General features: G+C 71.5%; 24 protein-coding genes. 8 read left to right on the top strand and 16 right to left on the bottom strand.

Translation table 11 applies throughout. The features are described from left to right. Window positions 1-32: 32 nt before the first annotated feature. The 3 genes from tilS to dacB all read right to left on the bottom strand — a co-directional run bounded on the left by tilS (window position 33) and on the right by dacB (window position 3,945). Complete coding sequence (tilS, locus tag ACF06X_RS30790) at window positions 33-1,121, bottom strand: tRNA lysidine(34) synthetase TilS (protein ID WP_392290575.1); 1,089 nt, start codon at window positions 1,119-1,121, stop codon at window positions 33-35. Window positions 1,122-1,317: 196 nt separating this feature from the next. Next, on the bottom strand, window positions 1,318-2,463 hold the full coding sequence (locus ACF06X_RS30785; protein WP_392290574.1) for a zinc-dependent metalloprotease: 1,146 nt from the start codon (window positions 2,461-2,463) through the stop codon (window positions 1,318-1,320). A 66-nt stretch (window positions 2,464-2,529) separates the two neighbouring features. Beyond that, complete coding sequence (gene dacB, locus ACF06X_RS30780; RefSeq protein ID WP_392290573.1) at window positions 2,530-3,945, bottom strand: D-alanyl-D-alanine carboxypeptidase/D-alanyl-D-alanine-endopeptidase; 1,416 nt, start codon at window positions 3,943-3,945, stop codon at window positions 2,530-2,532. Window positions 3,946-4,048: 103 nt separating this feature from the next. Between dacB and ACF06X_RS30775 the strand changes: the two genes are divergently transcribed. Together ACF06X_RS30775 and ACF06X_RS30770 are read left to right on the top strand one after the other, a co-directional pair. Then, a complete protein-coding gene (locus ACF06X_RS30775) occupies window positions 4,049-4,543 on the top strand; it encodes an inorganic diphosphatase (protein ID WP_019888410.1) in 495 nt (164 codons plus the stop codon). 123 nt (window positions 4,544-4,666) lie between these two features. After that, window positions 4,667-6,313, top strand: a complete 1,647-nt coding sequence (locus ACF06X_RS30770) for a threonine/serine exporter family protein (RefSeq protein ID WP_392290636.1) — start codon at window positions 4,667-4,669, stop codon at window positions 6,311-6,313. A gap of 149 nt (window positions 6,314-6,462) precedes the next feature. On the opposite strand, the gene ACF06X_RS30765 is transcribed toward ACF06X_RS30770, so the two are convergent. Then, entirely contained in the window at window positions 6,463-7,161 is a 699-nt protein-coding gene (locus ACF06X_RS30765) for a DedA family protein (protein WP_392290572.1), read from the bottom strand. A gap of 168 nt (window positions 7,162-7,329) precedes the next feature. Between ACF06X_RS30765 and ACF06X_RS30760 the strand changes: the two genes are divergently transcribed. From ACF06X_RS30760 to ACF06X_RS30750, 3 genes are all read left to right on the top strand, one after another. Beyond that, entirely contained in the window at window positions 7,330-7,698 is a 369-nt protein-coding gene (locus ACF06X_RS30760; protein ID WP_392290571.1) for a YbjQ family protein, read from the top strand. Between the two features lie 6 nt (window positions 7,699-7,704). Next, window positions 7,705-7,860, top strand: coding sequence for a hypothetical protein (locus ACF06X_RS30755; protein ID WP_392290570.1), 156 nt, complete (start codon window positions 7,705-7,707; stop codon window positions 7,858-7,860). A 102-nt stretch (window positions 7,861-7,962) separates the two neighbouring features. Further along, on the top strand, window positions 7,963-9,375 hold the full coding sequence (locus ACF06X_RS30750) for a glutamate decarboxylase (RefSeq protein WP_392290569.1): 1,413 nt from the start codon (window positions 7,963-7,965) through the stop codon (window positions 9,373-9,375). A gap of 25 nt (window positions 9,376-9,400) precedes the next feature. Here the strand turns inward: ACF06X_RS30750 and ACF06X_RS30745 are convergent, their stop codons facing one another. The 7 genes from ACF06X_RS30745 to ACF06X_RS30715 form a co-directional block, all read right to left on the bottom strand. Next, the gene (locus ACF06X_RS30745) at window positions 9,401-10,639 is read right to left on the bottom strand and encodes a WD40/YVTN/BNR-like repeat-containing protein (RefSeq protein WP_392290568.1); all 1,239 of its coding nucleotides are present in this window, start codon (window positions 10,637-10,639) and stop codon (window positions 9,401-9,403) included. 81 nt (window positions 10,640-10,720) lie between these two features. Further along, a complete protein-coding gene (locus ACF06X_RS30740) occupies window positions 10,721-11,485 on the bottom strand; it encodes an ABC transporter permease (RefSeq protein ID WP_392290567.1) in 765 nt (254 codons plus the stop codon). After that, window positions 11,482-12,450 carry an ATP-binding cassette domain-containing protein gene (locus tag ACF06X_RS30735; protein ID WP_392290566.1) on the bottom strand — a complete coding sequence of 323 codons (969 nt, stop codon included), beginning with the start codon at window positions 12,448-12,450 and terminating at the stop codon, window positions 11,482-11,484. Before ACF06X_RS30735 ends, ACF06X_RS30740 begins: the two co-directional genes overlap by 4 nt. 102 nt (window positions 12,451-12,552) lie before the next feature. Further along, window positions 12,553-13,224, bottom strand: a complete 672-nt coding sequence (locus ACF06X_RS30730) for a PadR family transcriptional regulator (protein WP_392290565.1) — start codon at window positions 13,222-13,224, stop codon at window positions 12,553-12,555. Between the two features lie 63 nt (window positions 13,225-13,287). Then, on the bottom strand, window positions 13,288-13,827 hold the full coding sequence (locus ACF06X_RS30725; RefSeq protein WP_392290564.1) for a DinB family protein: 540 nt from the start codon (window positions 13,825-13,827) through the stop codon (window positions 13,288-13,290). Between the two features lie 128 nt (window positions 13,828-13,955). Beyond that, complete coding sequence (locus ACF06X_RS30720) at window positions 13,956-15,413, bottom strand: aldehyde dehydrogenase family protein (protein ID WP_392290635.1); 1,458 nt, start codon at window positions 15,411-15,413, stop codon at window positions 13,956-13,958. Window positions 15,414-15,583: 170 nt separating this feature from the next. Continuing rightward, a complete protein-coding gene (locus tag ACF06X_RS30715) occupies window positions 15,584-16,456 on the bottom strand; it encodes a helix-turn-helix domain-containing protein (RefSeq protein ID WP_392290563.1) in 873 nt (290 codons plus the stop codon). A 290-nt stretch (window positions 16,457-16,746) separates the two neighbouring features. Here ACF06X_RS30715 and ACF06X_RS30710 point away from each other — a divergent pair, with 290 nt between their 5' ends. Continuing rightward, on the top strand, window positions 16,747-17,253 hold the full coding sequence (locus ACF06X_RS30710) for an ATP-binding protein (RefSeq protein ID WP_392290562.1): 507 nt from the start codon (window positions 16,747-16,749) through the stop codon (window positions 17,251-17,253). Window positions 17,254-17,371: 118 nt separating this feature from the next. Here the strand turns inward: ACF06X_RS30710 and ACF06X_RS30705 are convergent, their stop codons facing one another. The 5 genes from ACF06X_RS30705 to rpmG all read right to left on the bottom strand — a co-directional run bounded on the left by ACF06X_RS30705 (window position 17,372) and on the right by rpmG (window position 19,598). Further along, window positions 17,372-17,584: a DUF397 domain-containing protein gene (locus ACF06X_RS30705; protein ID WP_392290634.1), complete on the bottom strand. Its 213-nt coding sequence runs from the start codon at window positions 17,582-17,584 to the stop codon at window positions 17,372-17,374. A 171-nt stretch (window positions 17,585-17,755) separates the two neighbouring features. Then, window positions 17,756-18,001 carry a 30S ribosomal protein S18 gene (rpsR, locus tag ACF06X_RS30700; protein ID WP_392290561.1) on the bottom strand — a complete coding sequence of 82 codons (246 nt, stop codon included), beginning with the start codon at window positions 17,999-18,001 and terminating at the stop codon, window positions 17,756-17,758. Between the two features lie 3 nt (window positions 18,002-18,004). After that, a complete protein-coding gene (locus ACF06X_RS30695; protein ID WP_392290633.1) occupies window positions 18,005-19,144 on the bottom strand; it encodes a CobW family GTP-binding protein in 1,140 nt (379 codons plus the stop codon). 8 nt (window positions 19,145-19,152) lie between these two features. Continuing rightward, on the bottom strand, window positions 19,153-19,428 hold the full coding sequence (locus ACF06X_RS30690; protein ID WP_392290560.1) for a type B 50S ribosomal protein L31: 276 nt from the start codon (window positions 19,426-19,428) through the stop codon (window positions 19,153-19,155). Window positions 19,429-19,433: 5 nt separating this feature from the next. Then, window positions 19,434-19,598 carry a 50S ribosomal protein L33 gene (gene rpmG / locus ACF06X_RS30685; protein ID WP_017949758.1) on the bottom strand — a complete coding sequence of 55 codons (165 nt, stop codon included), beginning with the start codon at window positions 19,596-19,598 and terminating at the stop codon, window positions 19,434-19,436. A 63-nt stretch (window positions 19,599-19,661) separates the two neighbouring features. On the opposite strand from rpmG, the gene rpmB reads away from it, so the two are divergent. Together rpmB and rpsN are read left to right on the top strand one after the other, a co-directional pair. Beyond that, entirely contained in the window at window positions 19,662-19,898 is a 237-nt protein-coding gene (gene rpmB / locus ACF06X_RS30680; protein WP_392290559.1) for a 50S ribosomal protein L28, read from the top strand. After that, window positions 19,898-20,203, top strand: coding sequence for a 30S ribosomal protein S14 (gene rpsN, locus ACF06X_RS30675; RefSeq protein ID WP_392290558.1), 306 nt, complete (start codon window positions 19,898-19,900; stop codon window positions 20,201-20,203). The genes rpmB and rpsN overlap by 1 nt, the downstream gene beginning before the upstream one ends. Window positions 20,204-20,213 lie beyond the last annotated feature (10 nt).

Here is a 20,213-nt window from a genome sequence, read left to right as displayed (position 1 = left end):
GTTCACCCGGGTCACTTTCGTTGCAGCGTGCGTCAGCCTTGCCGAATGACCAGTCTGCCACCCTGCCGTCGTGCCTCGACGCGGCCGGGCAGGTTGATGGCTCCCTGGCCGCGCCAGCCTGTGATGAGCCGGTCGACCTCCTCGATGTGGCGGGCGAAGAGGGAGCCCGCGGGTGCGCCCTCGGCGATGACGGCGCGGCGCAGGACGCGGCGGCGGACGGCCGGGGGCAGGCCGAAGAGCTTGGCGCATTCGAGCCGGCCGGCTTCGTCCCGTACGAGTGCTTCCACGTCGGCGGCCCAGGAGTCGAGGGCGTCGGCGTCGTCGCGGGAGAGCCGGGCCGTCCGGGCGAGGGCTTCGACGACGCCTTTGCCGAGGGCTTTCTCGAGGGCGGGGAGGCCTTCGTGGCGGAGGCGGGAGCGGGTGTAGGCGGGGTCCGCGTTGTGGGGGTCGTCCCAGACGGCCAGTTCCTGGGCGACGCAGGCCTTGCGGACGGTCTGCCGGTCGAGCTCCAGGAAGGGGCGGCGGTAGCGGCCGGAGGCGCCGGAGACGGCGGCCATGCCGGAGAGGGAGCGGATGCCGGAGCCGCGGGCGAGGCCGAGGAGGACGGTTTCCGCTTGGTCGTCGCGGGTGTGGCCGAGGAGGACGGCGGCGGCGCCGTGGCGTTCGGCGGCGGCGTCGAGGGCGGCGTAGCGGGCGTCGCGGGCGGCGGCCTCGGGGCCGCCCTCGCGGCCGACGGTGACGGCGACGGCTTCGACGGGGTCGAGGCCGAGCGCGGCCATGCGGCCGGCGACCTCGGTGGCGCGCTGGTCGGAGCCGTCCTGGAGGCCGTGGTCGACGGTGATGCCGCCGGCACGGACGGCGAGTTTGCGGGCTTCGAAGGCGAGCGCGGAGGCGAGCGCCATGGAGTCGGCGCCGCCGGAGCAGGCGACGAGCACGAGGGGGTGGGTGCGCTCGTCGTCGCGGGGGGTGTGCGTGGCGTTGTCGGTGGTGCCGGTGGTGCCTGTGGTGCCAGTTGTGCCGGTGGTGTCGGTGGTGCGGGTGGTCTCGTGCTCGGTGAGAACGTCGTGGAGTACGCGGCGGACCGCCAGGCGTATCGCCGCGACCGCAGGATGGGGACCCATGTCCGGTGCCCTTCGTGAAGGAGTGGGGTGCCTCGGTCGGAGTCTTAACGGTCGGAAGAGGGGTTTCGGTCACTCAGAGTGCGTCGATGGTGACAGAACCTGGCCGTTACCCGAGCATTGCACGCCCCACCCCTTGCCTAGGGTCCCTCGGACGGGTGATTGGAGGGGTGTTCTTCCGTCGTACGTCGCACCCGTCTCACGAGTCTGCCTTACGGTGCACCCTTGCCACCCAATCCGCCGGTTTGGCGATCTCGGACTTGGTGGGGAGCGTGTTGGGCGAGGTCCACACGCGGTTGAAACCGTCCATGCCGACCTGGTCGACGACGGCCCGTACGAAGCGCTCTCCGTCGCGGTACTGGCGGAGCTTGGCGTCGAGGCCGAGGAGCTTGCGCAGGGCGAGGTCGAGGCGGGAGGCGCCGCGCGCGCGGCGCTGCTGGAACTTCTCGCGGATCTCGGCGACGGAGGGCACGACCTGCGGTCCGACCCCGTCCATGACGTAGTCGGCGTGGCCTTCGAGGAGGGACATGACGGCGGTGAGACGGCCGAGGATCTCGCGCTGCTCGGGGGTCTGGACGAGTTCGACGAGGGAGGGCGCGGGTTCGCCCTCCTCGCCCTCGGGGCGGCCGCCGGCCAGGGCCTGGGCGGCCTCGCGGAGCCGTTCGACGACGGTGGAGGGGTCGACGTCGGTGGCGGCGAGAAATGACTGGATCTCGCCCTGCAGGTGGTCGCGGAGCCAGGGCACGGCGGTGAACTGGGTGCGGTGGGTCTCCTCGTGGAGGCAGACCCAGAGCCGGAAGTCGTGGGGGTCGACGTCGAGCTCGCGTTCGACGTGGACGACGTTGGGGGCGACCAGCAGGAGGCGTCCGCCGCCGGAGCCCGGGGCGGCGGGATCGCCGGCGGGGAATTCGCGGGTGGCGGGGGCGAAGGTCTCGTACTGGCCGAGGATGCGGGAGGCGAGGAAGGAGAGGAGCATGCCGAGCTCGACGCCGGTGACCTTGCCGCCGACGGCGCCCAGGACGGCTCCGCCGGGGGTGCCCGAGCGGCGTTCCTGCATCTTTTCGAGGAGGGGGGAGAGCAGTTCGCGGAAGCCGGCGACGTTGGCCTTGATCCAGCCCGCCCGGTCGACGACGAGGACGGGGGTGTCCGCCGGTTCGTGGCCTTCGGGGATCATCCGGGTGAAGGCTCTGACGTGTTCCTCGGACGCCTTGGCGTGCCGGCGCAGCTCGGCGACGACGTCGCGGGCCTCCTCGCGGCTCACCTCCGGGCCCGGCTTCACCAGTCGGGTCGCGGTCGCGACCGCGAGATTCCAGTCGACCATCTCGGCACCACCGATGCTCGTCATGCGTCAACCGTACGTTCTCGACGCCTGTTCGGTGAGGGTTCGGAGCTGTTCGGCGCCGGGGGCCTGCTAACGCACGAGGGCGGCGGAGAGGTGGTCGAGGGCGGGCTGGGCCGTGTAGGGGGAGGGGGTTCGGCCGGCCAGGAAAGCGAAGGCGAGGAGCCGGCCGTCGGCGGTGACGACGGTTCCGGCGAGCGCGTTGACGCCCTTCAGGGTGCCGGTCTTGGCGCGGACGAGGCCTGCTCCGCCGAGGGCGGGGCCGGTGTCGAAGCGGCTCTTGAGGGTGCCGCTGAAGCCGCCGACGGGGAGGCCGGTGAGGACGGGGCGCAGCGCGGGGCGGGTGGGGTCGGCCGCTCGGGTGAGGAGGCCGGTGAGGAGGGCGGCGGAGAGGCGGTTGTCGCGGGAGAGGCCGCTGCCGTCGGTGAAGCGGGCGCCGACGGTGGGCAGGCCGAGGGCGGCGAGCTCGGCCTGGACGGCCTTCCCGGCGCCGGCGAAGCTCGCGGGCTGCTTCCGGGCCAGGGCGGTCTGGCGGGCGAGGGCCTCGGCGAGGTCGTTGTCGCTGTTCGTGAGGGTGCGCTCGACGAGGGCGGAGAGCGGCGCGGATTCGGTACGGGCGAGGGGCGCGGCCTCGGCGCCGTCGGCGCCCTGGGGCGCGCGGCCGGGGGCGGGGGCGCCCTGGACCTTCGTACCGGACGTGGTGAGGAGCTCGGCGAAGGCGGCGGCGGTGTCGCCGGCGGGGTCGGTGGAACGCGCGGCGATGCCGCTGACGGAGCCGTCGAGCCGGCCCGCGTTGAGCATCAGGGCGCTGACGGGGGCGATGTTCTCGTCCACGCCGATGGGGTGCCGGGCGGGGCCCTGGTAGAGGCTCGTGTCGTAGGCGACTCGTACGGCGGTGACGCCCCGGCCCTTGAGGGCGCGGGCGGTGGTGTCGGCCAGGGCCTTCAGACGGGTCCGGTCGAGGGTGGGGTCGCCACCGCCGACGAGGGTGACCGTGCGGCCGTCCGGTGAGGCGATGACGGTGGTGGGGATGCGGTGGTCGGGGCCGAGGGCCGAGAGGGCGGCGACCGAGCTGGCGATCTTGATCGTGGAGGCGGGGGTCATGGGGGTCGTGGCGCCCTCCCCGTACAGCTGTTCGCCGGTGGTGGCGTCGACGACGGACGCGGTGCGCAGTGGGCCGAGGCCGGGGTCGGCGAGGAGGGGGACGAGGGTGGCGGCGAGGTCGGCCGGGCGGGTGGTGTGCGGGGTGGCGAGGGCGCGCAGGACTCCGGCGGCGCTCGGGGCGGGGGCGGGGCGCGGGGGCCCGGCGGGGCCGGGGGCGGGTGCGTGATGTGCGCCACCTGTGGGGGCCGTGGCGGCGGCCCGGGCCCGCTCGGCCTTACGCTGACCGTTGTCCCACGGGCCGGTGGCGGTCACCGCTCCGGCGGCCAGGGCCAGACCGAGCACGACAGAGCACGTCGTGAGCTGCCAGGTCCTCGGCTCCGGCATTGCTGACCAGCCCCTTTCGCGATCACACACAGGCGTGAGGGACACTTAATCACTGCGCGTCGTCGCAGGCATTCACATGTGTTTGATTCAGGAGGAGCCACCCGTGGAGTTCGACGTCACCATCGAGATCCCGAAGGGGTCGCGGAACAAGTACGAGGTCGACCACGAGACCGGTCGCATCCGCCTGGACCGCCGTCTCTTCACCTCGACCAGCTACCCGGCCGACTACGGCTTCGTCGAGAACACCCTCGGCGAGGACGGTGACCCGCTGGACGCGCTGGTCATCCTGGACGAGCCGACCTTCCCCGGCTGCCTGATCAAGTGCCGGGCGATCGGCATGTTCCGTATGACGGACGAGGCCGGCGGCGACGACAAGCTGCTGTGCGTCCCCGCCTCGGACCCGCGCGTCGAGCACCTGCGCGACATCCACCACGTGTCGGAGTTCGACCGCCTGGAGATCCAGCACTTCTTCGAGGTCTACAAGGACCTGGAGCCGGGCAAGTCGGTCGAGGGCGCGAACTGGGTCGGCCGCGCCGAGGCCGAGGCCGAGATCGAGGCCTCCTACAAGCGCCTTGAGGCGCAGGGTGGCGCCCACTGAGTGGGGCCTTTCTGACGTACGTGACGGGCGGTGCACCTTGTGCGGGTGCGCCGCCCGTCTCGCTTGCCGTATGCGCATGTCCATACTGGGCAGACGGGGCAAATGGGAGTGAGGACGAACAGAGTGGTCGCGGAGCCGGACGGCCCGGAGGACCGGAAGCCGCAGTCGGACGAGGCGCACAGCGCCTTCACTCCGCCGCCTGGGGTCGAGCAGCCGGTGGTGCCGGAGGAGGAGCACCCGACCTCGGAGTTCGCCGTTCCCGAAGGGCTGGCGCCGGAGCCGCCGTCCGAGCCGGAGGGCTCGGCGTTCGCGCCGCCCTCCACCTATTCCGCGAAGCACGCGCCGCCCGCCTTCACGCCCGCGCACGGCATTCCGCTGGTGCGGTTGTCGAAGGACGCTCCGTGGCAGGACCGGATGCGGACCATGCTGCGGCTGCCGGTCGGCGACCGGCCGGTGCCGGAGGCGCCGCGCAAGGAGGACGAGCCGGGGCCCGCCGTGGGGCGTGTGCTCGACCTGACGCTGCGTATCGGTGAGCTGCTGCTCGCGGGCGGTGAGGGCGCGGAGGACGTCGAGGCGGCGATGTTCGCGATCTGCCGCTCGTACGGTCTGGACCGGTGCGAGCCGACCGTCACCTTCACTCTGCTGTCGATCACCCACCAGCCCTCGCTCGTGGACGATCCGGTCACCGCGAACCGGACGGTACGGCGGCGCGGCACGGACTACACCCGCCTTGAGGCGGTCTACCAGCTGCTCGCCGACATCAACGACGAGGCGCACGAGGTCACGCCGGAGGAGGCGTACCGGCGGCTCGCGGAGATCCGGCGGAACCGGCACCCGTATCCGGGCTGGGTGCTGACGACCGCGGCGGGCGTCCTCGCGGGGGCGGCGTCGGTGCTGCTGGGCGGCGGGGCGACGGTCTTCTTCGTGGCGGCGCTCGGCGCGGTGCTCGGGGACCGGCTGGCGTGGCTGTGCGCGGGGCGCGGGCTGCCGGAGTTCTACCAGTTCCTGGTGGCGGCGATGCCGCCGGCCGCGATGGGGGTGCTGCTGACGCTGCTGCACGCGGATCTACGGCCTTCGGCGGTGATCACGGGTGGTCTGTTCGCGCTGATCCCGGGGCGGGCGCTGGTGGCGGCCGTCCAGGACGGGCTGACCGGCTTCTACATCACGGCTTCGGCCCGGCTCCTGGAGGTCGGGTACTTCTTCGTGGCGATCGTGGTGGGCGTGCTGTCGGTGCTGTATCTGGCCGTGCAGTTCGACGCGCAGCTCAATCCGGACGGGGTGCTGGATCCGGTCGAGCGGCCGGTGGTGCAGATCCTGGCGTCGATGGTGCTGTGCGCGACCTTCGCGATCCTGCTGCAGCAGTCGCGGGGCACGGTGCTGTTCGCGACGCTGAACGGCGGGGTGGCGTGGGTGATCTACGCGTCGATCGCGGTGACGGCGGACGGCTCCGCGGTCATGGCAACGGCGGTGGCGGCGGGGCTCGTGGGCCTGTTCGGGCAGCTGATCGCCCGCTACCACCACACGTCGTCGCTGCCGTACGTGACGGCGGCGATCGGGCCGCTGCTGCCCGGGTCGGCGACCTACTTCGGTGTGCTCGCGATCGCCCAGAACAACCTGGACCAGGGCTTCGCCTCCTTGGCGAAGGCGGCGGCCCTGGCCCTGGCGATCGCGATCGGCGTGAACCTCGGAGGCGAGCTGGCCCGCCTCTTCATGCAGTCCCCGGGCGCGGCGGCGGCCCGCCGCGCGGCCAAGCGGACCAGGGGTTTCTAGCGTTCTCGTGACCTGGGGGCTAGGGAGTGTCCGGAAAGTATCGCCGTCCGCCCGGAGGGCGGGGTGCGCGGCGTCCGGTGCGTGCAGGGCGTCGCGCGCTGGGGGCACCCCCAGGCGAAGCTCTGGGGGAGAGACTTTCCGGACACGACCTAGCGCTTCGCGTGGCGGCCGCGTTCGGCCGGGGGGGTGTCGGGGGTGTCCGCGTCGCGGGTGGCGGCCGCGGCCTTCTTGGACTGGGAGCGGGCGCGGAGGTACTCGATCACGATCGGGACCACGGAGATCAGCACGATCAGGATCAGGATCGCCTCGATGTGCTTGTGCACGAAGTCGATCTTGCCGAGCGACGCGCCGAGCAGTGTCACGCCCGCGCCCCACAGGACGCCGCCGATGATGTTGAAGGTGATGAACGAGCGGTAGTTCATCTGGCTCACACCGGCGATGATCGGCGTGAACGTCCGCACGATCGGCACGAAACGGGCCAGGATCAGCGACTTCGGGCCGTGCTTCTCGAAGAACTCGTGCGCCTTCTCCACGTTCTCCTGCTTGAAGAGCCTGGAGTCGGGGCGCTTGAAGAGGGCCGGGCCGACCTTGCGGCCGAACAGATAGCCGACCTGGTCGCCGATGATCGCGGCGAGCACGATCAGGGTGCAGACGAGCCAGAGCGGGGTGTCCAGCTTGCCGGTGGTGACCAGCAGGCCGGTGGTGAAGAGCAGCGAGTCACCGGGCAGGAAGAACCCGATGAGGAGGCCGGACTCGGCGAAGACGATGACGAGGACACCGATCAGACCGAAGGTCTGGATCAGATAGTCCGGGTCCAGCCAGCTCGGTCCGAGGGCAAGCGTATTCACGGGTTCCGGGCTCCTGCGGTCGGTGGGGGCGGGGGACGGCTGCCCCAAGGTATCAACGCATTCCGACCGGGCCGGGTTCCACGGGTTCCCGTCCGGCCACCGGCGGCCCCTCCTGGGATGCGGCGGCGGGCCGCCGGTCCGAGGCTGGGGGCCAGGAGGTGGATGCGGATGGGCATCGAGGAGTACGGAGGCGGTCAGGGGTCGCAGTCCGATGTGCTGGTCGTCACGACGAACGACATCCCCGGCTACGAGGTGCGGCAGGTGATCGGGGAGGTCTTCGGGCTGACCGTGCGCTCCCGGCATCTGGGCAGCCAGATCGGCGCGGGCCTGAAGTCGATGATCGGCGGGGAGCTGAAGGGTCTGACGAAGACGCTGGTGGAGACCCGTAACCAGGCGATGGAACGGCTGGTGGAGCAGGCCCGGGCGCGGGGTGCGAACGCGGTCCTGATGTTCCGCTTCGACGTGACGGAGGCGGCGGACGTGGGCACGGAGGTGTGCGCCTACGGCACGGCGGCCGTGATCGCGCCGAGGACCTGAGCCGCGGTGGCGGTCACCGAGAGCCCCTCCTCGGGGATCCCCGAGACGCCCGTCCGTGTCCTGCTGCCCCAGGTCGTGCCCGCCCTCGTGGTCGGTGTGGCGGCGAGTCTGCTGTTCCTGGGGATCAGCGCGGCCGCCGAGGAGCTGCGGGACGTGCTGTGAAAGACCCTTCCCGGACGCCCTCGGGATCGCTCGAGCTGGAACGACTCCGGCGCCCCCTTGCGCTGACCACACCGCCCCCACGCCCTCCAAGGAGCCTGCCCCATGCCGCTGCACAAGGGTCCCGACGAGCCCCAGCCCGACCGGCGCCTGGCCCTCAACCCCTTCTACGGCGAGGCCAACCCGGTCGGCGGCATGACGGACGCCCCGCCGCGCCACCGCCTCCCGGACGGGCCGCTGCCGCCCATGAGCGCCTATCAGCTCGTCCACGACGAGCTGATGCTCGACGGGAACTCCCGGCTCAACCTGGCCACCTTCGTCACCACCTGGATGGAGCCCCAGGCCGGCGTCCTCATGGCCGAGTGCCGCGACAAGAACATGATCGACAAGGACGAGTACCCGCGCACCGCCGAACTGGAGCGGCGCTGCGTCGCCATGCTCGCCCACCTCTGGAACGCCCCGGACCCTTCGGCCGCCGTCGGCTGCTCCACCACCGGCTCCAGCGAGGCCTGCATGCTCGCCGGCATGGCCCTCAAGCGCCGATGGGCCACGAGGAACGCCGGCCGCTATCCGGGCAGCGCCCGGCCCAATCTGGTGATGGGCGTCAACGTCCAGGTCTGCTGGGAGAAGTTCTGCGCCTTCTGGGAGGTCGAACCCCGGCTCGTCCCCATGGAGGGCGACCGCTTCCACCTGGACCCGCGGGCGGCCGCCGACCTCTGCGACGAGAACACCATCGGCGTCGTCGCCGTGCTCGGCTCGACCTTCGACGGCTCCTACGAACCCGTCGCCGAGATCTGCGCCGCCCTCGACGCCCTCCAGGAACGGACCGGCCTCGACATTCCCGTGCACGTGGACGGCGCCTCCGGCGCGATGATCGCCCCCTTCCTGGACGAGCACCTGGTCTGGGACTTCCGGCTCCCCCGGGTCTCCTCGATCAACACCTCCGGTCACAAATACGGTCTGGTCTACCCGGGCGTCGGCTGGGCCCTGTGGCGCTCGTCGGCCGAACTCCCCGAGGAGCTGGTCTTCCGGGTCAACTACCTGGGCGGCGACATGCCCACCTTCGCCCTCAACTTCTCCCGGCCCGGCGCCCAGGTCGTCGCGCAGTACTACACGTTCCTGCGGCTCGGCCGGGAGGGCTACCGGGCGGTCCAGCAGACCACCCGGGACGTCGCCCGGGCCCTGGCCGAACGGATCGAGGCCATGGGCGACTTCCGCCTCCTCACCCGCGGCGACCAACTGCCCGTCTTCGCCTTCACCACCGCCCCCGAGGTCACCGCCTTCGACGTCTTCGACGTCTCCCGGCGGCTGCGCGAACGCGGCTGGCTCGTACCGGCCTACACCTTCCCGGCCAACCGGCAGGATCTCTCCGTGCTGCGCGTGGTCTGCCGCAACGGCTTCTCGGCCGACCTCGCCCAGCTGTTCGTGGAGGACCTGCACCGGCTGCTTCCCGAACTCCGCAGCCAGCCGCACCCCTTGAGCCACGACAAGCAGGCCGCGACCTCCTTCCACCACTGACCGGGCCGGCCGGCCGCCACAGCGCTCAGGAGTCGTCCTCGCAGGCCAGCCGGAACTCCGCCCAGCGCACGCCGTCGGCCGATATCCCGTACGAGCAGCCCGCCGCGTGCCGGAGCAGGCCCAGCGGGGTACGGCGGACATAGCGCGCCGCCTCGCCCGAGGGGCGGAAGCTCCGCCCGCCGTCGACGCTGACGTACTCCCGGTCCTCGGCGCCGATCAGCACCCGCCCGCCCTGGCCCGGGACGGGCAGCCCCACGAGGGTGCGCGGCTCGATCATCGGTCCCGTCGTCCACATCCGCTCCCAGGTCCGCCCTCCGTCCACCGAGCGGTGCAGGGCCCGCATCGGGTTCTTGACGGGCTCGCCACCCTTCAGCTCGCCCATCTCCGCCGCGTAGACCGCGTCCGGGCCGACCACGACCGTGGTGTACCAGCCCGGTTCGGTGGTCGGACTCGGCAGCCGGCTCACCGACCAGCTGCGGCCGGCGTCCCGCGACACGGCGACCGCCGCCCGCCCCGAGAGCGGGTCGGTGCCCGAGGCCCACCAGGAACCGTCGGGCTCCGCCGCCTCGGCCGGCCGGGGGTGCGCCCCGAGCAGCGGCTGCCGGGCCAGGGTCCGGCGCCGTCCGTCGTGCGGCGAGATCACGACGAGACGCTCCCGGGGGCAGTCCTCCGCGTACGAACCGGCCGGCTGGGCGCACTCCGTGGTGAGCACGGCTCCGGCCGGTATCACCGGAGCCCGGCCGACCGTGCGCCGGCTGCCCTCCTTCCAACTCCGCCCGCCGTCCCGGGTGAACCAGGTCCTGGACGTCTCCGGCCTGTCACCGCCCTCCTCGACGAGGGCCCGCCCCGGCCCGAGCACCACCAGGCTCGACGAGACGCCGATCCCGCCCCGGGTCTCGGGCAGCGGAGACCTGCGCAACGCCCACTCCTTCGCGCCCCGGTCGAGGACGGCCACATGCTGGCGGCAGAAGCCGTGGGCCGGGGCCGTCTCGTCCTCGACGCAGGAGGCGAGCAGGGTGAACCCGCTGCCGTCGGAGGCGAATCCGAGGCTGTGCGACCAGCCGGGCAGCTGCGCCGCGGACGGTATGCGCGGCGGCGGGGCAGTCGCCGGACCTCCCGCCGGACCGGGGGCCGTCGACCCCGTCGCCCCTCGCTCCGAGCCCGACGCCGTGCCCGCACCGGCACCCGATCCAGCACCCGTACCCGTACAAGCCGTCAACACCAGCGCCACGACGGCGCCGGCCGCTCCCATGAGCCTGCGCATCGCCCGTCCCCCTGTCCCTCCGGCCGGTCCGCGGTGAACCGTCTGCCTCTGTTACACCGCTCGAAGCCGATGGGTTCCCACCTACACGCTCAGCCGCCTGAACTTCCGTACCGCGAGCGGGAAGAAGACCCCCAGCAGCACCAGCGGCCACACCACGGCCGCCATCACATGCCCCGGTTCCCCGCCCGGGTTGCCGAAGAGGTCCCGTACCGCCGTCGCGGTCGCCGACATCGGGTTCCACTCCACGACCGTGCCCAGCCACCCCGGCATGGACTCGGGAACGGCGAAGGCGTTGGAGAGGAAGCCGACCGGCCAGACCAGGATCTGCACGGCCTGCACCAGCTCCGCCCGGCCCGCGATCATCGCGAGGTGGATCCCGATCCACAGCATCGCGAAGCGCAGCAGAAGCAGCAGTCCCATGGCCCCGAGGAAGGCGCCGAAGCCGCCGTGGGCCCGCCAGCCGATCGCGTACCCGACGCCGGTCATCAGCAGCAGTCCGGCCGCTGACTGGAGCATGTCGGCGACCGAGCGGCCCACCAGGACCGCGCCGTCGGCCATCGGCATCGAGCGGAAGCGGTCGATCACGCCCTTGTTGAGGTCCTGGGTGACGGCCGTCATCGTCCCTTCGAGGCCGAAGACCATCGTCAGGGTGAGCATGCCGGGCACGAGGAAGTCGACGTACTCGCCCTCGATCCCCCGCCCGCCGCCGACGAGGTACCCGAACATCAGCAGCATCATGATCGGGAAGACCAGGCCGACCACCACCTGGACGGGCTGCCGTGCCCAGTGGGCCAGTTCGCGCCGGGTCATCGTCCAGCAGTCGCTCATCACGTACGCCGCGCTCATGCCGTCACCTCCGTCGCCTCGGTCGCCTGGTCCCGGCCCTCGCGTCCGGCCGTCAGGTGCAGGAAGGCCTCGTCCAGCGTCGGCCGGCGCAGCGCGATGTCCTCCGCCTCGATCCCGGACGCCTCCAGTGCCCGTACGGTCTCGGCGAGCGCGGCCATCCGGGCGGTCACCGGTGCGCTGATCCGCCGCCGGTCGCGGTCGACGCTCACCTCACTGCCGGGCAGCAGCTTCACCGCCTCGTCCAGGCGCCGCGCGTCGCGCAGCACGACATCGATGCGGTCACCGCCCACCCGCGCCTTCAGCTCGTCGGCGGTGCCGTCCGCGACGACCCGGCCGCGGTCGACGACCGAGATCCGGTCGGCGAGCTGGTCGGCCTCCTCCAGATACTGCGTGGTCAGCAGGACGGTCGTCCCGCCGCCCACCAGGGAGCGCACCGACTCCCACACCTCGCCCCGCCCGCGCGGGTCGAGTCCGGTCGTCGGCTCGTCGAGGAAGAGCACGGCCGGCTCGGTGATCAGCGAGGCCGCCAGGTCTAGGCGTCGGCGCATGCCGCCGCTGTACTGCTTGACGGGCTTGCGTCCGGTGTCGGCGAGGCCGAACCGCTCCAGGAGTTCGTCCGCCCGCGCGCCCGCCCGCCGGGCGCCGAGGTGGTAAAGCCGCCCGAACATCTCGAGGTTCTGCCGGCCGCCGAGCTCCTCGTCGACGGCTGCGTGCTGCCCGAGCAGCCCGATCCGCCGCCGCACGTCCGCCGCGTGCGTACGGACATCGAAGCCCGCGACCCGCACCAGGCCCTCGTCGTGCCGCAGCAGCGTCGCGAGGATCCGTACCGTCGTGGTCTTGCCCGCTCCGTTGGGCCCGAGCAGGCCGTGCACCGTGCCGCCGCCCACGACGAGGTCGAGGCCGTCGAGGGCCCGCTTGTCTCCGTACCGTTTCCGCGCGCCTTCGACGACGATCGCGTCAGTCATCCGTCTCCTCCAGCCGAACGGCCCGAAAGCCCCGAGCTCGCACTAGTCAAACTTGACCACTCGACCGAAGGTACGCCCGCCACCCCGATTAGTCAAACTTGATTAGCTCAGATCGCCTTCATCGCGCTCATCGCGTTCATCGCCTTCATCGGGCGTGCCCGTCGCGAACGGGTTCTCCTCCCCCTCCGCCAGCACGCCCACGAAGGGCTCCCCGCCCTCGCCCGCGAAGGAGTACGCCCCCGCCTCGATCCGCTCGATCAGCCCGAGCGTCCACTCCTTGCCGGCGTCCGCCGAGTGGACCCAGAGGTGCATGATCTCGCCGATGTGCCCGAGCTGCTGCGGGCCGCCCTCGGGGGTGTAGTACTCCGTGACCGACGCGCGCCACGCGTCGAGCGCCCGCAGCCGCCGCCGCAGCAGCTCCACGACCTCGGCCCGCGGCAGGTCGACGATGAAGCCGATCCCCGCCGACAGGACGTCCATCTTCTGGTCGTACGTGGTCAGCGCCTCGCGCAGCAGGGCGAAGTACTCCTCCCGCCCCAGGTCGGTGATCTCGTACTCGACGCGGGGCGGACCGCCCGCCGTGCTCGGCGCGACCTCGTACGCGTGCAGCAGGCCCTGCTTCGCCATCTGCTTCAGCGCGTGGTAGATCGAGCCGGGCTTGGCGTTGGACCACTCGTGCGCGCCCCAGTACTCCAGGTCGTTGCGCACCTGATAGCCGTGGGCGCGGCCGTGCTGCTTCACCGCGCCCAGGACGAGGAGCCGGATCGCCGACATCCCCCTCACCTCCCTAATCAATTTTGACTAGGGTACGGGGGGGGAGGGAGCCCCCCGCGGGGATCACCCTTGCTGCTCCCGGGCGATCAGCGCGAAGGACGTCTGCCCGTCGAGGGACTCGCGGATGATGTCCGCGTGGCCGGCGTGCCGCCCCATCTCCTGGACGAGGTGGAGCAGCATCCACCGCATCGAGACCCGCCCGTCCTTGGGGAACCAGGGCGCCGGCGGCAGCGGGAAGGTGTCGTCGAGGCTCGGCAGCGACCGGACGAACTCCTCGGTCTCCTTCGCCACGCCCTCCCAGAAGTCGAGCGTCCGCGGGATCGACTCGCCCTCGATCAGGCGGAAGGCCTCGTCCCAGGTCTCCTGGGTGCGCTGCTTCTCGTTCGGCCGCTGCTGCGCCAGGCGCAGCCAGTTCAGCTCGACCTCCGCGGCGTGCTTGATCAGGCCGGAGAGGGTGAGCTCGCTGGCGCTGGGGCGGCTCGCCGCCTGCTCCTCGGTGAGCCCGAGGGCCGCGCGCCGCAGGGCCGCGCGCTGAGCCTCGACGAAGTTGAGGAACGCTCCGCGCTCGTCACCCTGAGCCTCCGCGGGAACAAGAGCAACCATGGTCGTCCGCCTTTCTGTCGGTACGGAAGTGAGGGGATCCGTGCTTCCGTGGTTCCGTGCCGGGAAGGCGTTCCGTCCGCCTTCCCCGACACCCCTCACGCTACGAACGCTTGCGGACAGCCGCTGTCCTAAAAGGGGAACTGGCTGCGGCCGTGCTGGATCGAGATCCACTTCTGGGTGGTGAAGGCGTCGATCATCGCGTCGCCGTTCAGCCGGCCGATGCCGGAGTGCTTCTCGCCGCCGAACGGCACGATCGGCTCGTCGTGCACCGTGCCGTCGTTGATGTGGATCATGCCGGTGTGGATGCGCTGGGCGATCCGTACACCACGCTCGATGTCTCCGGTGTGCACGGCGCCGCTCAGCCCGTACGGCGTGTCGTTGGCGATCCGGACCGCCTCCTCCTCGCCGTCGAAGGGCACGATCAGCGCCACCGGGCCGAAGATCTCCTGGCTCAGCACGGGCGCGTCGGGCGCGAGGCCGCTCAGCACGGACGGGGAGACGACGTTGCCGTCCGCCGAGCCGTGCAGCAGCGCCGTGGCGCCGGCCTCGACCGTCTGCTCGACGAGCGCCGAGACGGCCTCCGCCTGCTGCGAGTTGATCAGCGGGCCGATGTGGGTGGCGGGGTCGGCCGGGTCGCCGACGCGCAGGGTCTTCACCTTCGCCACGAACTTCTCGGTGAACTCCGCCTCCAGCGTCCGGTCCACCAGGATGCGGTTGGCGGCCATGCAGACCTGGCCCTGGTGGACGAAGCGGCTGAAGACGGCCGCGTCCACCGCGTAGTCGACGTCGGCGTCGTCGAGGACGATCAGCGCGCTGTTGCCGCCGAGTTCGAGCACGGCGTGCTTGAAGTTCTGCGCGCAGACGGTGGCGACATGGCGGCCGACCTTGTCCGAGCCGGTGAAGGAGATCACCTTCGGAACCGGGTGGGTCAGCAGCGCGTCGCCGATCTCGGCGATGTCGGTGACGACGACGTTCAGCAGCCCGGCCGGCAGGCCGGCGTCCTCCAGGACCTTCGCGACCAGCGTGCCGCCACAGATCGGGGTGTTCTGGTGCGGCTTGAGGACGACCGCGTTGCCCAGCGCGAGCGCCGGAGCGACCGACTTGATCGACAGGAGGAAGGGGAAGTTGAAGGGGGAGATGACACCGACGACGCCCACCGGGAGGCGGTAGACGCGGTTCTCCTTGCCGTCGACCGGGGAGGGCAGGATCCGGCCCTCGGGGCGCAGCGCCAGCTGGATCGCCTCGCGCAGGAACTCCTTGGCGAGGTGCAGCTCGAAGGCCGCCTTCAGGCGCGTACCGCCCAGCTCGGCGATGATCGCGTCGGCGATCTCCTGCTCCCGGTCCTCGACGATCCGCAGCGCGCGCTCGAAGACGAGCCGGCGGGTGTACGGGTTGGTCTCGGCCCACGCCGCCTGGGCGCGCTCGGCGGCGCGGTAGGCGCGGTCGACCTCGTCGGCGGTGGCGACGGTGATCGAGGCGAGCTTCTCCCCGGTGTACGGGTTGAAGTCGATGATGTCCCACGAGCCGCTGCCGGGCTTCCACTCACCGTCGATGTACTGGTGGGCCAGGTCGGTGAAGTAGGCCATGGACATGTGACGAGACCCCTATCCCGCGGTGGCGGACGTCGGTACCGGCGCATCCGCCGTATCCCGCCACATCCCGCCGCGAAGCGATGTCGAGCCGAAGCGAGCTGATGCGGACCGATGCGGACCGATGCGAACCGAGCGAACTGATGTCACGTCATCGTACTGATGAGTCAGGTGAGTTGGAGGAGACCCCGGAGAAGATCGCGACTTTCGGCCGGATCGGGACTGTCCGCGCCCAGCCGCTCCATCACGCGCGCGTACTGGCCGACCTCCTCGCGCTTGTCGAGGTAGAGGGCGCTGGTGAGCTGCTCCAGGTAGACGACGTCGGAGAGGTCCGACTCCGGGAAGCTCAGCATGGTGAACGCGCCGCTCTCGCCGGCGTGCCCGCCGAAGGTGAACGGCATGACCTGGAGCGTGACGTTCGGGTGCTCGGAGACCTCGATGAGGTGCCTCAACTGGCCTCGCATCACCGACCGGTCGCCGTAGGGCCTGCGCAGCGCGGCCTCGTCGAGCACGGCGTGGAACAGCGGCGCGTTCTCGGAGACGAGGACCTTCTGGCGCTCCAGGCGCAGCGCGACCCGGCGCTCGATCTCGGCGCGCGGGGCGTCGGGCATGCCGCGGCTGACGACGGCGTGCGCGTACGCCTCGGTCTGCAACAGACCGTGGACGAACTGGACTTCGTACACGCGGATGAGGGAGGCGGCGCCCTCCAGGCCGATGTACGTCTGGAACCAGCCGGGCAGGACGTCACCGAAGCTGTGCCACCAGCCGGCCACGTTGGCCTCGCGGGCCAGCCCGAGGAGCGAGCCGCGTTCCCGCTCGTCGCTGACGCCGTAGAGCGTGAGCAGGTCCTCGATGTCCCTGGCCTTGAAGCTCACCCTTCCCAACTCCATACGGCTGATCTTGGATTCGGACGCGCGGATCGAGTAGCCGGCCGCCTCGCGGGTGATGCCGCGCGATTCGCGCAACCGCCTCAGCTGCGAACCGAGCAGGATGCGTCGCACCACGCTCCCGCTCGCTCCGCTCGATTCGACTGCGGTCACGGCTCCAGCCTCTCCTTCGCGGGTCTCGGGCCCCCGGATTCTGCCACTAAACGCTTCAGCGCGTACACATTCGATTACGGAAAGAGGGCAAGTTCCGGGCGACTTCGCGAGCGGGGCGAAAGTGGTCGGCAGAAGATATCCACAGATTCGGCGCGGTGACGGACAGGTCCGGCGCGTGCACGTGCATCTGCCCTTGCATCCAGTGGTCGCATTCGGAACCATGGATCCCGCGCAGCTGCGTACTCGTTCGTGTTGTCGCACCACAGTCGCGATTCCCGGGAGTGCCTCGCATGGGGACGAATGGATCGACCATGCTCGAGCCGTTACGGCAGGGCCTTCCGCCGATCGATCCCGCGGCCGTCTCCACCTCCGCCTCCTGCGCCCTGCCGCCCCGCTTCGAAGCGGTGCGCGGGGCACGGAAGTTCACGCAGTCGACGCTCGCGCAGTGGGATCTCACCGAGCGGTTCGACGACGTCGCCCTGGTCGTCTCCGAGCTCGTCACCAACGCCCTGCGCCACGCGCTGCCGGCGGACGCGCCGCAGGCGTCCCGCGAGGACGGCCAGAATCCTCCGGTCCGCCTGCACCTGATGCGCTGGACCGGCCGGCTGGTGTGCGCGGTGCGCGACCCGAGCCACCGGAGCCCGGAGACGCGCTCGGGGGAGGAGGACGGTGCGGCGGAAGGGGGCCGGGGGCTGTTCCTGGTCGACTCCTTCAGTGACGGCTGGGGGTGGCACCCGCTGGCCGGGACGCTCCACGGCAAGGTGGTGTGGGCGCTGTTCCGGCTGGGAGCCGACTAGCGCCCGTACGAGCAAACCAACGAGCGAACCAACGAGCGACGGGCGACGGGCGACGGGCGTGCGACCGAGCACGAGGAGGGGCCCCGGCATCCGCCGGGGCCCCTTCCGCGCGAGCGGCTCAGACCAGGTGGTCGAACTCCCCGTCCTTCACGCCGAGAAGCAGCGCCTCGATCTCGGCAGGGGTGTAGACGAGGGCGGGACCTTCCGGGTGACGGGAGTTGCGCACCGCCACGTCCCCGCCCGGCAGTTTCGCGAACTCCACGCAGGAGCCCTGGGAGTTGCTGTGCCTGCTCTTCTGCCAGACGACATCTCGAAGCTCCGTGGCCGCCATGCCGTTGTACGCGTGATGCGCATGATGCACTGGTAGCTCCCCGAGATGCTTGGTGCAGGTGTCAACTTCCTCGGATCATAGCTGTGTTCATATGCCCCTGCATGAGCAGATGCACGTGCACGTGCGGTGGCGTAGCGACTACAGGACGCAGAGTGCTACCGGGCTACCGGGCTACCGGGCTACCGACGAGTAGGGCAAGAGTGCCATCTCCCGGGCGTTCTTGACGGCCCGGGCGATCTGCCGCTGCTGCTGCGCGCTGACCCGCGTCACCCTGCGGCTGCGGATCTTTCCACGGTCGGAGATGAACTTCCGCAGCAGATCGGTGTCCTTGTAGTCGATGTACGTGATGCCGTCCCGGTCCAACGGGTTCGGGCGCGGCTTGGCGGGCTTGCGGGAAGACGGGGGCTTCGGGGGCACGGGTCAGACCTCCAGGAGGGAGTCGAAGGCGGGCGGGAGCTGCTTCCAGGCATCACGCCCGGCCGCGTACTCCGCGTCGGTGAGCAGGCAGGAGTCGAGGACCTCGGCCAGGCCCTCGCGGTCCAGGCCGGGTGAGGTGAAGACGAGGTGCTGGCAGCGGTCGCCGTGCTCCGGGTGCCAGTCGAGGGCGGCGGCGGCCCGCCGGATCGGCGGGACCATCTCCCAGGCGGCGTCGGGCAGCGAGGCCAGCCAGGGGCCGACGCTCTCGACGCAGAGCGCGCCGCCCGCCGCGTCCCAGTGGAGCAGGATGTCCGGCTTGTCGGCGAGCCAGAACCGGCCACGGCTTCGGGCCGCGGCGCAGGTCAGGTCCTCCAGGGCCGCGTAGAGCCGCGCGGGGTGGAAGGGGCGGCGGTGGTGCCAGACGTAGGTGGCGACCCCGCTCGCGTCCGCCTCCTGGGGCAGCAGCGCGCAGGCCGGGTGCTGGGCGGCCGCCGCGGCCTCGACGTCGAAGCCGGCGAGCGCGGCGGCGGCCAGTTCCGTACCGCCCTCGACGGGGACCTGCCGCGCGGTGGGGTGGAGCTGGGCCAGGAGCGCGCGGTCCTCGTCGTCGGCGTCGGGGTTGTCGAGGACGGCCAGGACGGGGGCGTACTCCAGCTGGCGGGCCCAGGTGTCGGCGACGGTGCGCTGGTCGGTGGCGGCCGCCGCGAGGCCGCCGTCGGCGAGGTCGTCGCCGTTGCCGAGGTACGGCAGCACCAGCGCCGGGTCGACGGCGGTGATCACGGCGGTGAGGCGGAGCCCGGCCGCGGCGACGACCTCGGCCATCGCCTTGGGCTCCACCGAGTCCCAGAGCTCGACGACCGCGAGCCGGGTCAGTCCGGCGTCGGCGAGGCGCTCCAGCTCGGGGACGAGGTCCTCGCGCAGGGCGCAGCAGGCGCAGTCGTTGACCAGCGGGGTCTCGTCGGTGGAGAGGACACCGGTGGCGTCGCGGACGGTCCGGGCGACCGTTCCGGTCGCCGGGGCCGTCGCGAGGTCGTGGTGGAGCGCGACGCTGCCGGGGACGGTGGCGAGGAGCCGGTCCACGGTGGCGCGACGGGCGTCGGAGTGGAGTCCTCCGACGAGGGCGACGGAGAGGCCGGCCGACATGGTCGACATCAGCGTTCCTCGCGCCGTTCGTCCTGGCCGCCACGGCGGCCGTAACGCCGCTCGAAGCGCTCCACCCGGCCGGCGGTGTCGAGCACGCGCGCGGTGCCGGTGTAGAAGGGGTGGCTCGCCGAGGAGATCTCGACGTCGACGACGGGGTAGGTATTGCCGTCCTCCCACTCCACCGTCCGGTCGCTGGTGAGCGTGGAGCGCGTGAGGAAGGCGAAGTCGGCGGCCTTGTCGCGGAAGACGACGGGGGCGTAGGGCGGGTGGATGCCGTGCCGCATGGCGGTCAGCGCTCCTCTCGGAAGTCGACGTGGCGGCCGGCGACCGGGTCGTACTTGCGCAGGGTGAGGCGGTCGGGGTCGTTCCGGCGGTTCTTGCGGGTGACGTAGGTGTAGCCGGTGCCGGCGGTGGACCGGAGTTTGATGATCGGGCGGAGTTCGTTGCGGGCCATGGTGTGTAGAGTAAATGAACATGGTTCCCATTACCAACAGTCGCTCGGAGAGGTAGGTCACCCGTGTCCGCCCACTGCCAGCTGACCGGCGCCAAGCCCGGATTCGGCAACCGCATCTCGCACTCCCACCGCCGTACGTCACGGCGCTTCGACCCCAACATCCAGCACAAGCGCTACTGGCTGCCGAGCGAGGGCCGGCACGTCCGGCTGACGCTGAGCGCCCGGGCGATCAAGACCGTCGACACCATCGGGATCGAGGCCGCCGTGGCCCGGATCCGCGCGCGGGGAGTGAGGGTCTGATGGCGAAGAAGAGCAAGATCGCGCGCAACGAGCGCCGGAAGACCGTCGTGGAGCGGTACGCCGAGCGGCGGGCCGAGCTGAAGGAGATCATCCGCCGGCCGTCCACACCGGAGGCCGAACGGGAGGCTGCGGTACGGGAGTTGCGCCGCCAGCCCCGGGACGCGAGCGCGACGCGCGTACGGAACCGGGACGCGGTGGACGGCAGGCCGCGCGGCCACCTGCGCAAGTTCGGCGTCTCGCGCGTGCGACTGCGGGAGCAGGCGCACGCGGGCTTCCTGCCGGGGGTGCGGAAGGCTTCCTGGTAGCGGGGGCGGC

The organism is Streptomyces sp. NPDC015346 (assembly GCF_043078785.1).
Lineage (GTDB): Bacteria > Actinomycetota > Actinomycetes > Streptomycetales > Streptomycetaceae > Streptomyces.
The sequence above is the reverse complement of the archived record's forward strand: the minus strand, read 5'-3'. Positions and strand labels throughout refer to the sequence as shown.

Bases quoted from the DNA above. Each gene is read 5' to 3' on its own strand.
- ACF06X_RS30705 (WP_392290634.1), bottom strand. From the start codon at position 17,584: ATGGCGGCCACGGAGCTTCGAGATGTCGTCTGGCAGAAGAGCAGGCAC.
- dacB (WP_392290573.1), bottom strand. From the start codon at position 3,945: ATGCCGGAGCCGAGGACCTGGCAGCTCACGACGTGCTCTGTCGTGCTC.
- tilS (WP_392290575.1), bottom strand. From the start codon at position 1,121: ATGGGTCCCCATCCTGCGGTCGCGGCGATACGCCTGGCGGTCCGCCGC.
- ACF06X_RS30735 (WP_392290566.1), bottom strand. From the start codon at position 12,450: ATGACTGACGCGATCGTCGTCGAAGGCGCGCGGAAACGGTACGGAGAC.
- ACF06X_RS30690 (WP_392290560.1), bottom strand. From the start codon at position 19,428: ATGCGGCACGGCATCCACCCGCCCTACGCCCCCGTCGTCTTCCGCGAC.
- ACF06X_RS30745 (WP_392290568.1), bottom strand. From the start codon at position 10,639: ATGCGCAGGCTCATGGGAGCGGCCGGCGCCGTCGTGGCGCTGGTGTTG.
- ACF06X_RS30720 (WP_392290635.1), bottom strand. From the start codon at position 15,413: ATGGCCTACTTCACCGACCTGGCCCACCAGTACATCGACGGTGAGTGG.
- rpsN (WP_392290558.1), top strand. From the start codon at position 19,898: ATGGCGAAGAAGAGCAAGATCGCGCGCAACGAGCGCCGGAAGACCGTC.
- ACF06X_RS30695 (WP_392290633.1), bottom strand. From the start codon at position 19,144: ATGTCGGCCGGCCTCTCCGTCGCCCTCGTCGGAGGACTCCACTCCGAC.
- ACF06X_RS30725 (WP_392290564.1), bottom strand. From the start codon at position 13,827: ATGGTTGCTCTTGTTCCCGCGGAGGCTCAGGGTGACGAGCGCGGAGCG.
- ACF06X_RS30710 (WP_392290562.1), top strand. From the start codon at position 16,747: ATGGGGACGAATGGATCGACCATGCTCGAGCCGTTACGGCAGGGCCTT.
- rpmG (WP_017949758.1), bottom strand. From the start codon at position 19,598: ATGGCCCGCAACGAACTCCGCCCGATCATCAAACTCCGGTCCACCGCC.
- ACF06X_RS30750 (WP_392290569.1), top strand. From the start codon at position 7,963: ATGCCGCTGCACAAGGGTCCCGACGAGCCCCAGCCCGACCGGCGCCTG.
- ACF06X_RS30760 (WP_392290571.1), top strand. From the start codon at position 7,330: ATGGGCATCGAGGAGTACGGAGGCGGTCAGGGGTCGCAGTCCGATGTG.
- ACF06X_RS30730 (WP_392290565.1), bottom strand. From the start codon at position 13,224: ATGTCGGCGATCCGGCTCCTCGTCCTGGGCGCGGTGAAGCAGCACGGC.
- ACF06X_RS30785 (WP_392290574.1), bottom strand. From the start codon at position 2,463: ATGACGAGCATCGGTGGTGCCGAGATGGTCGACTGGAATCTCGCGGTC.
- ACF06X_RS30740 (WP_392290567.1), bottom strand. From the start codon at position 11,485: ATGAGCGCGGCGTACGTGATGAGCGACTGCTGGACGATGACCCGGCGC.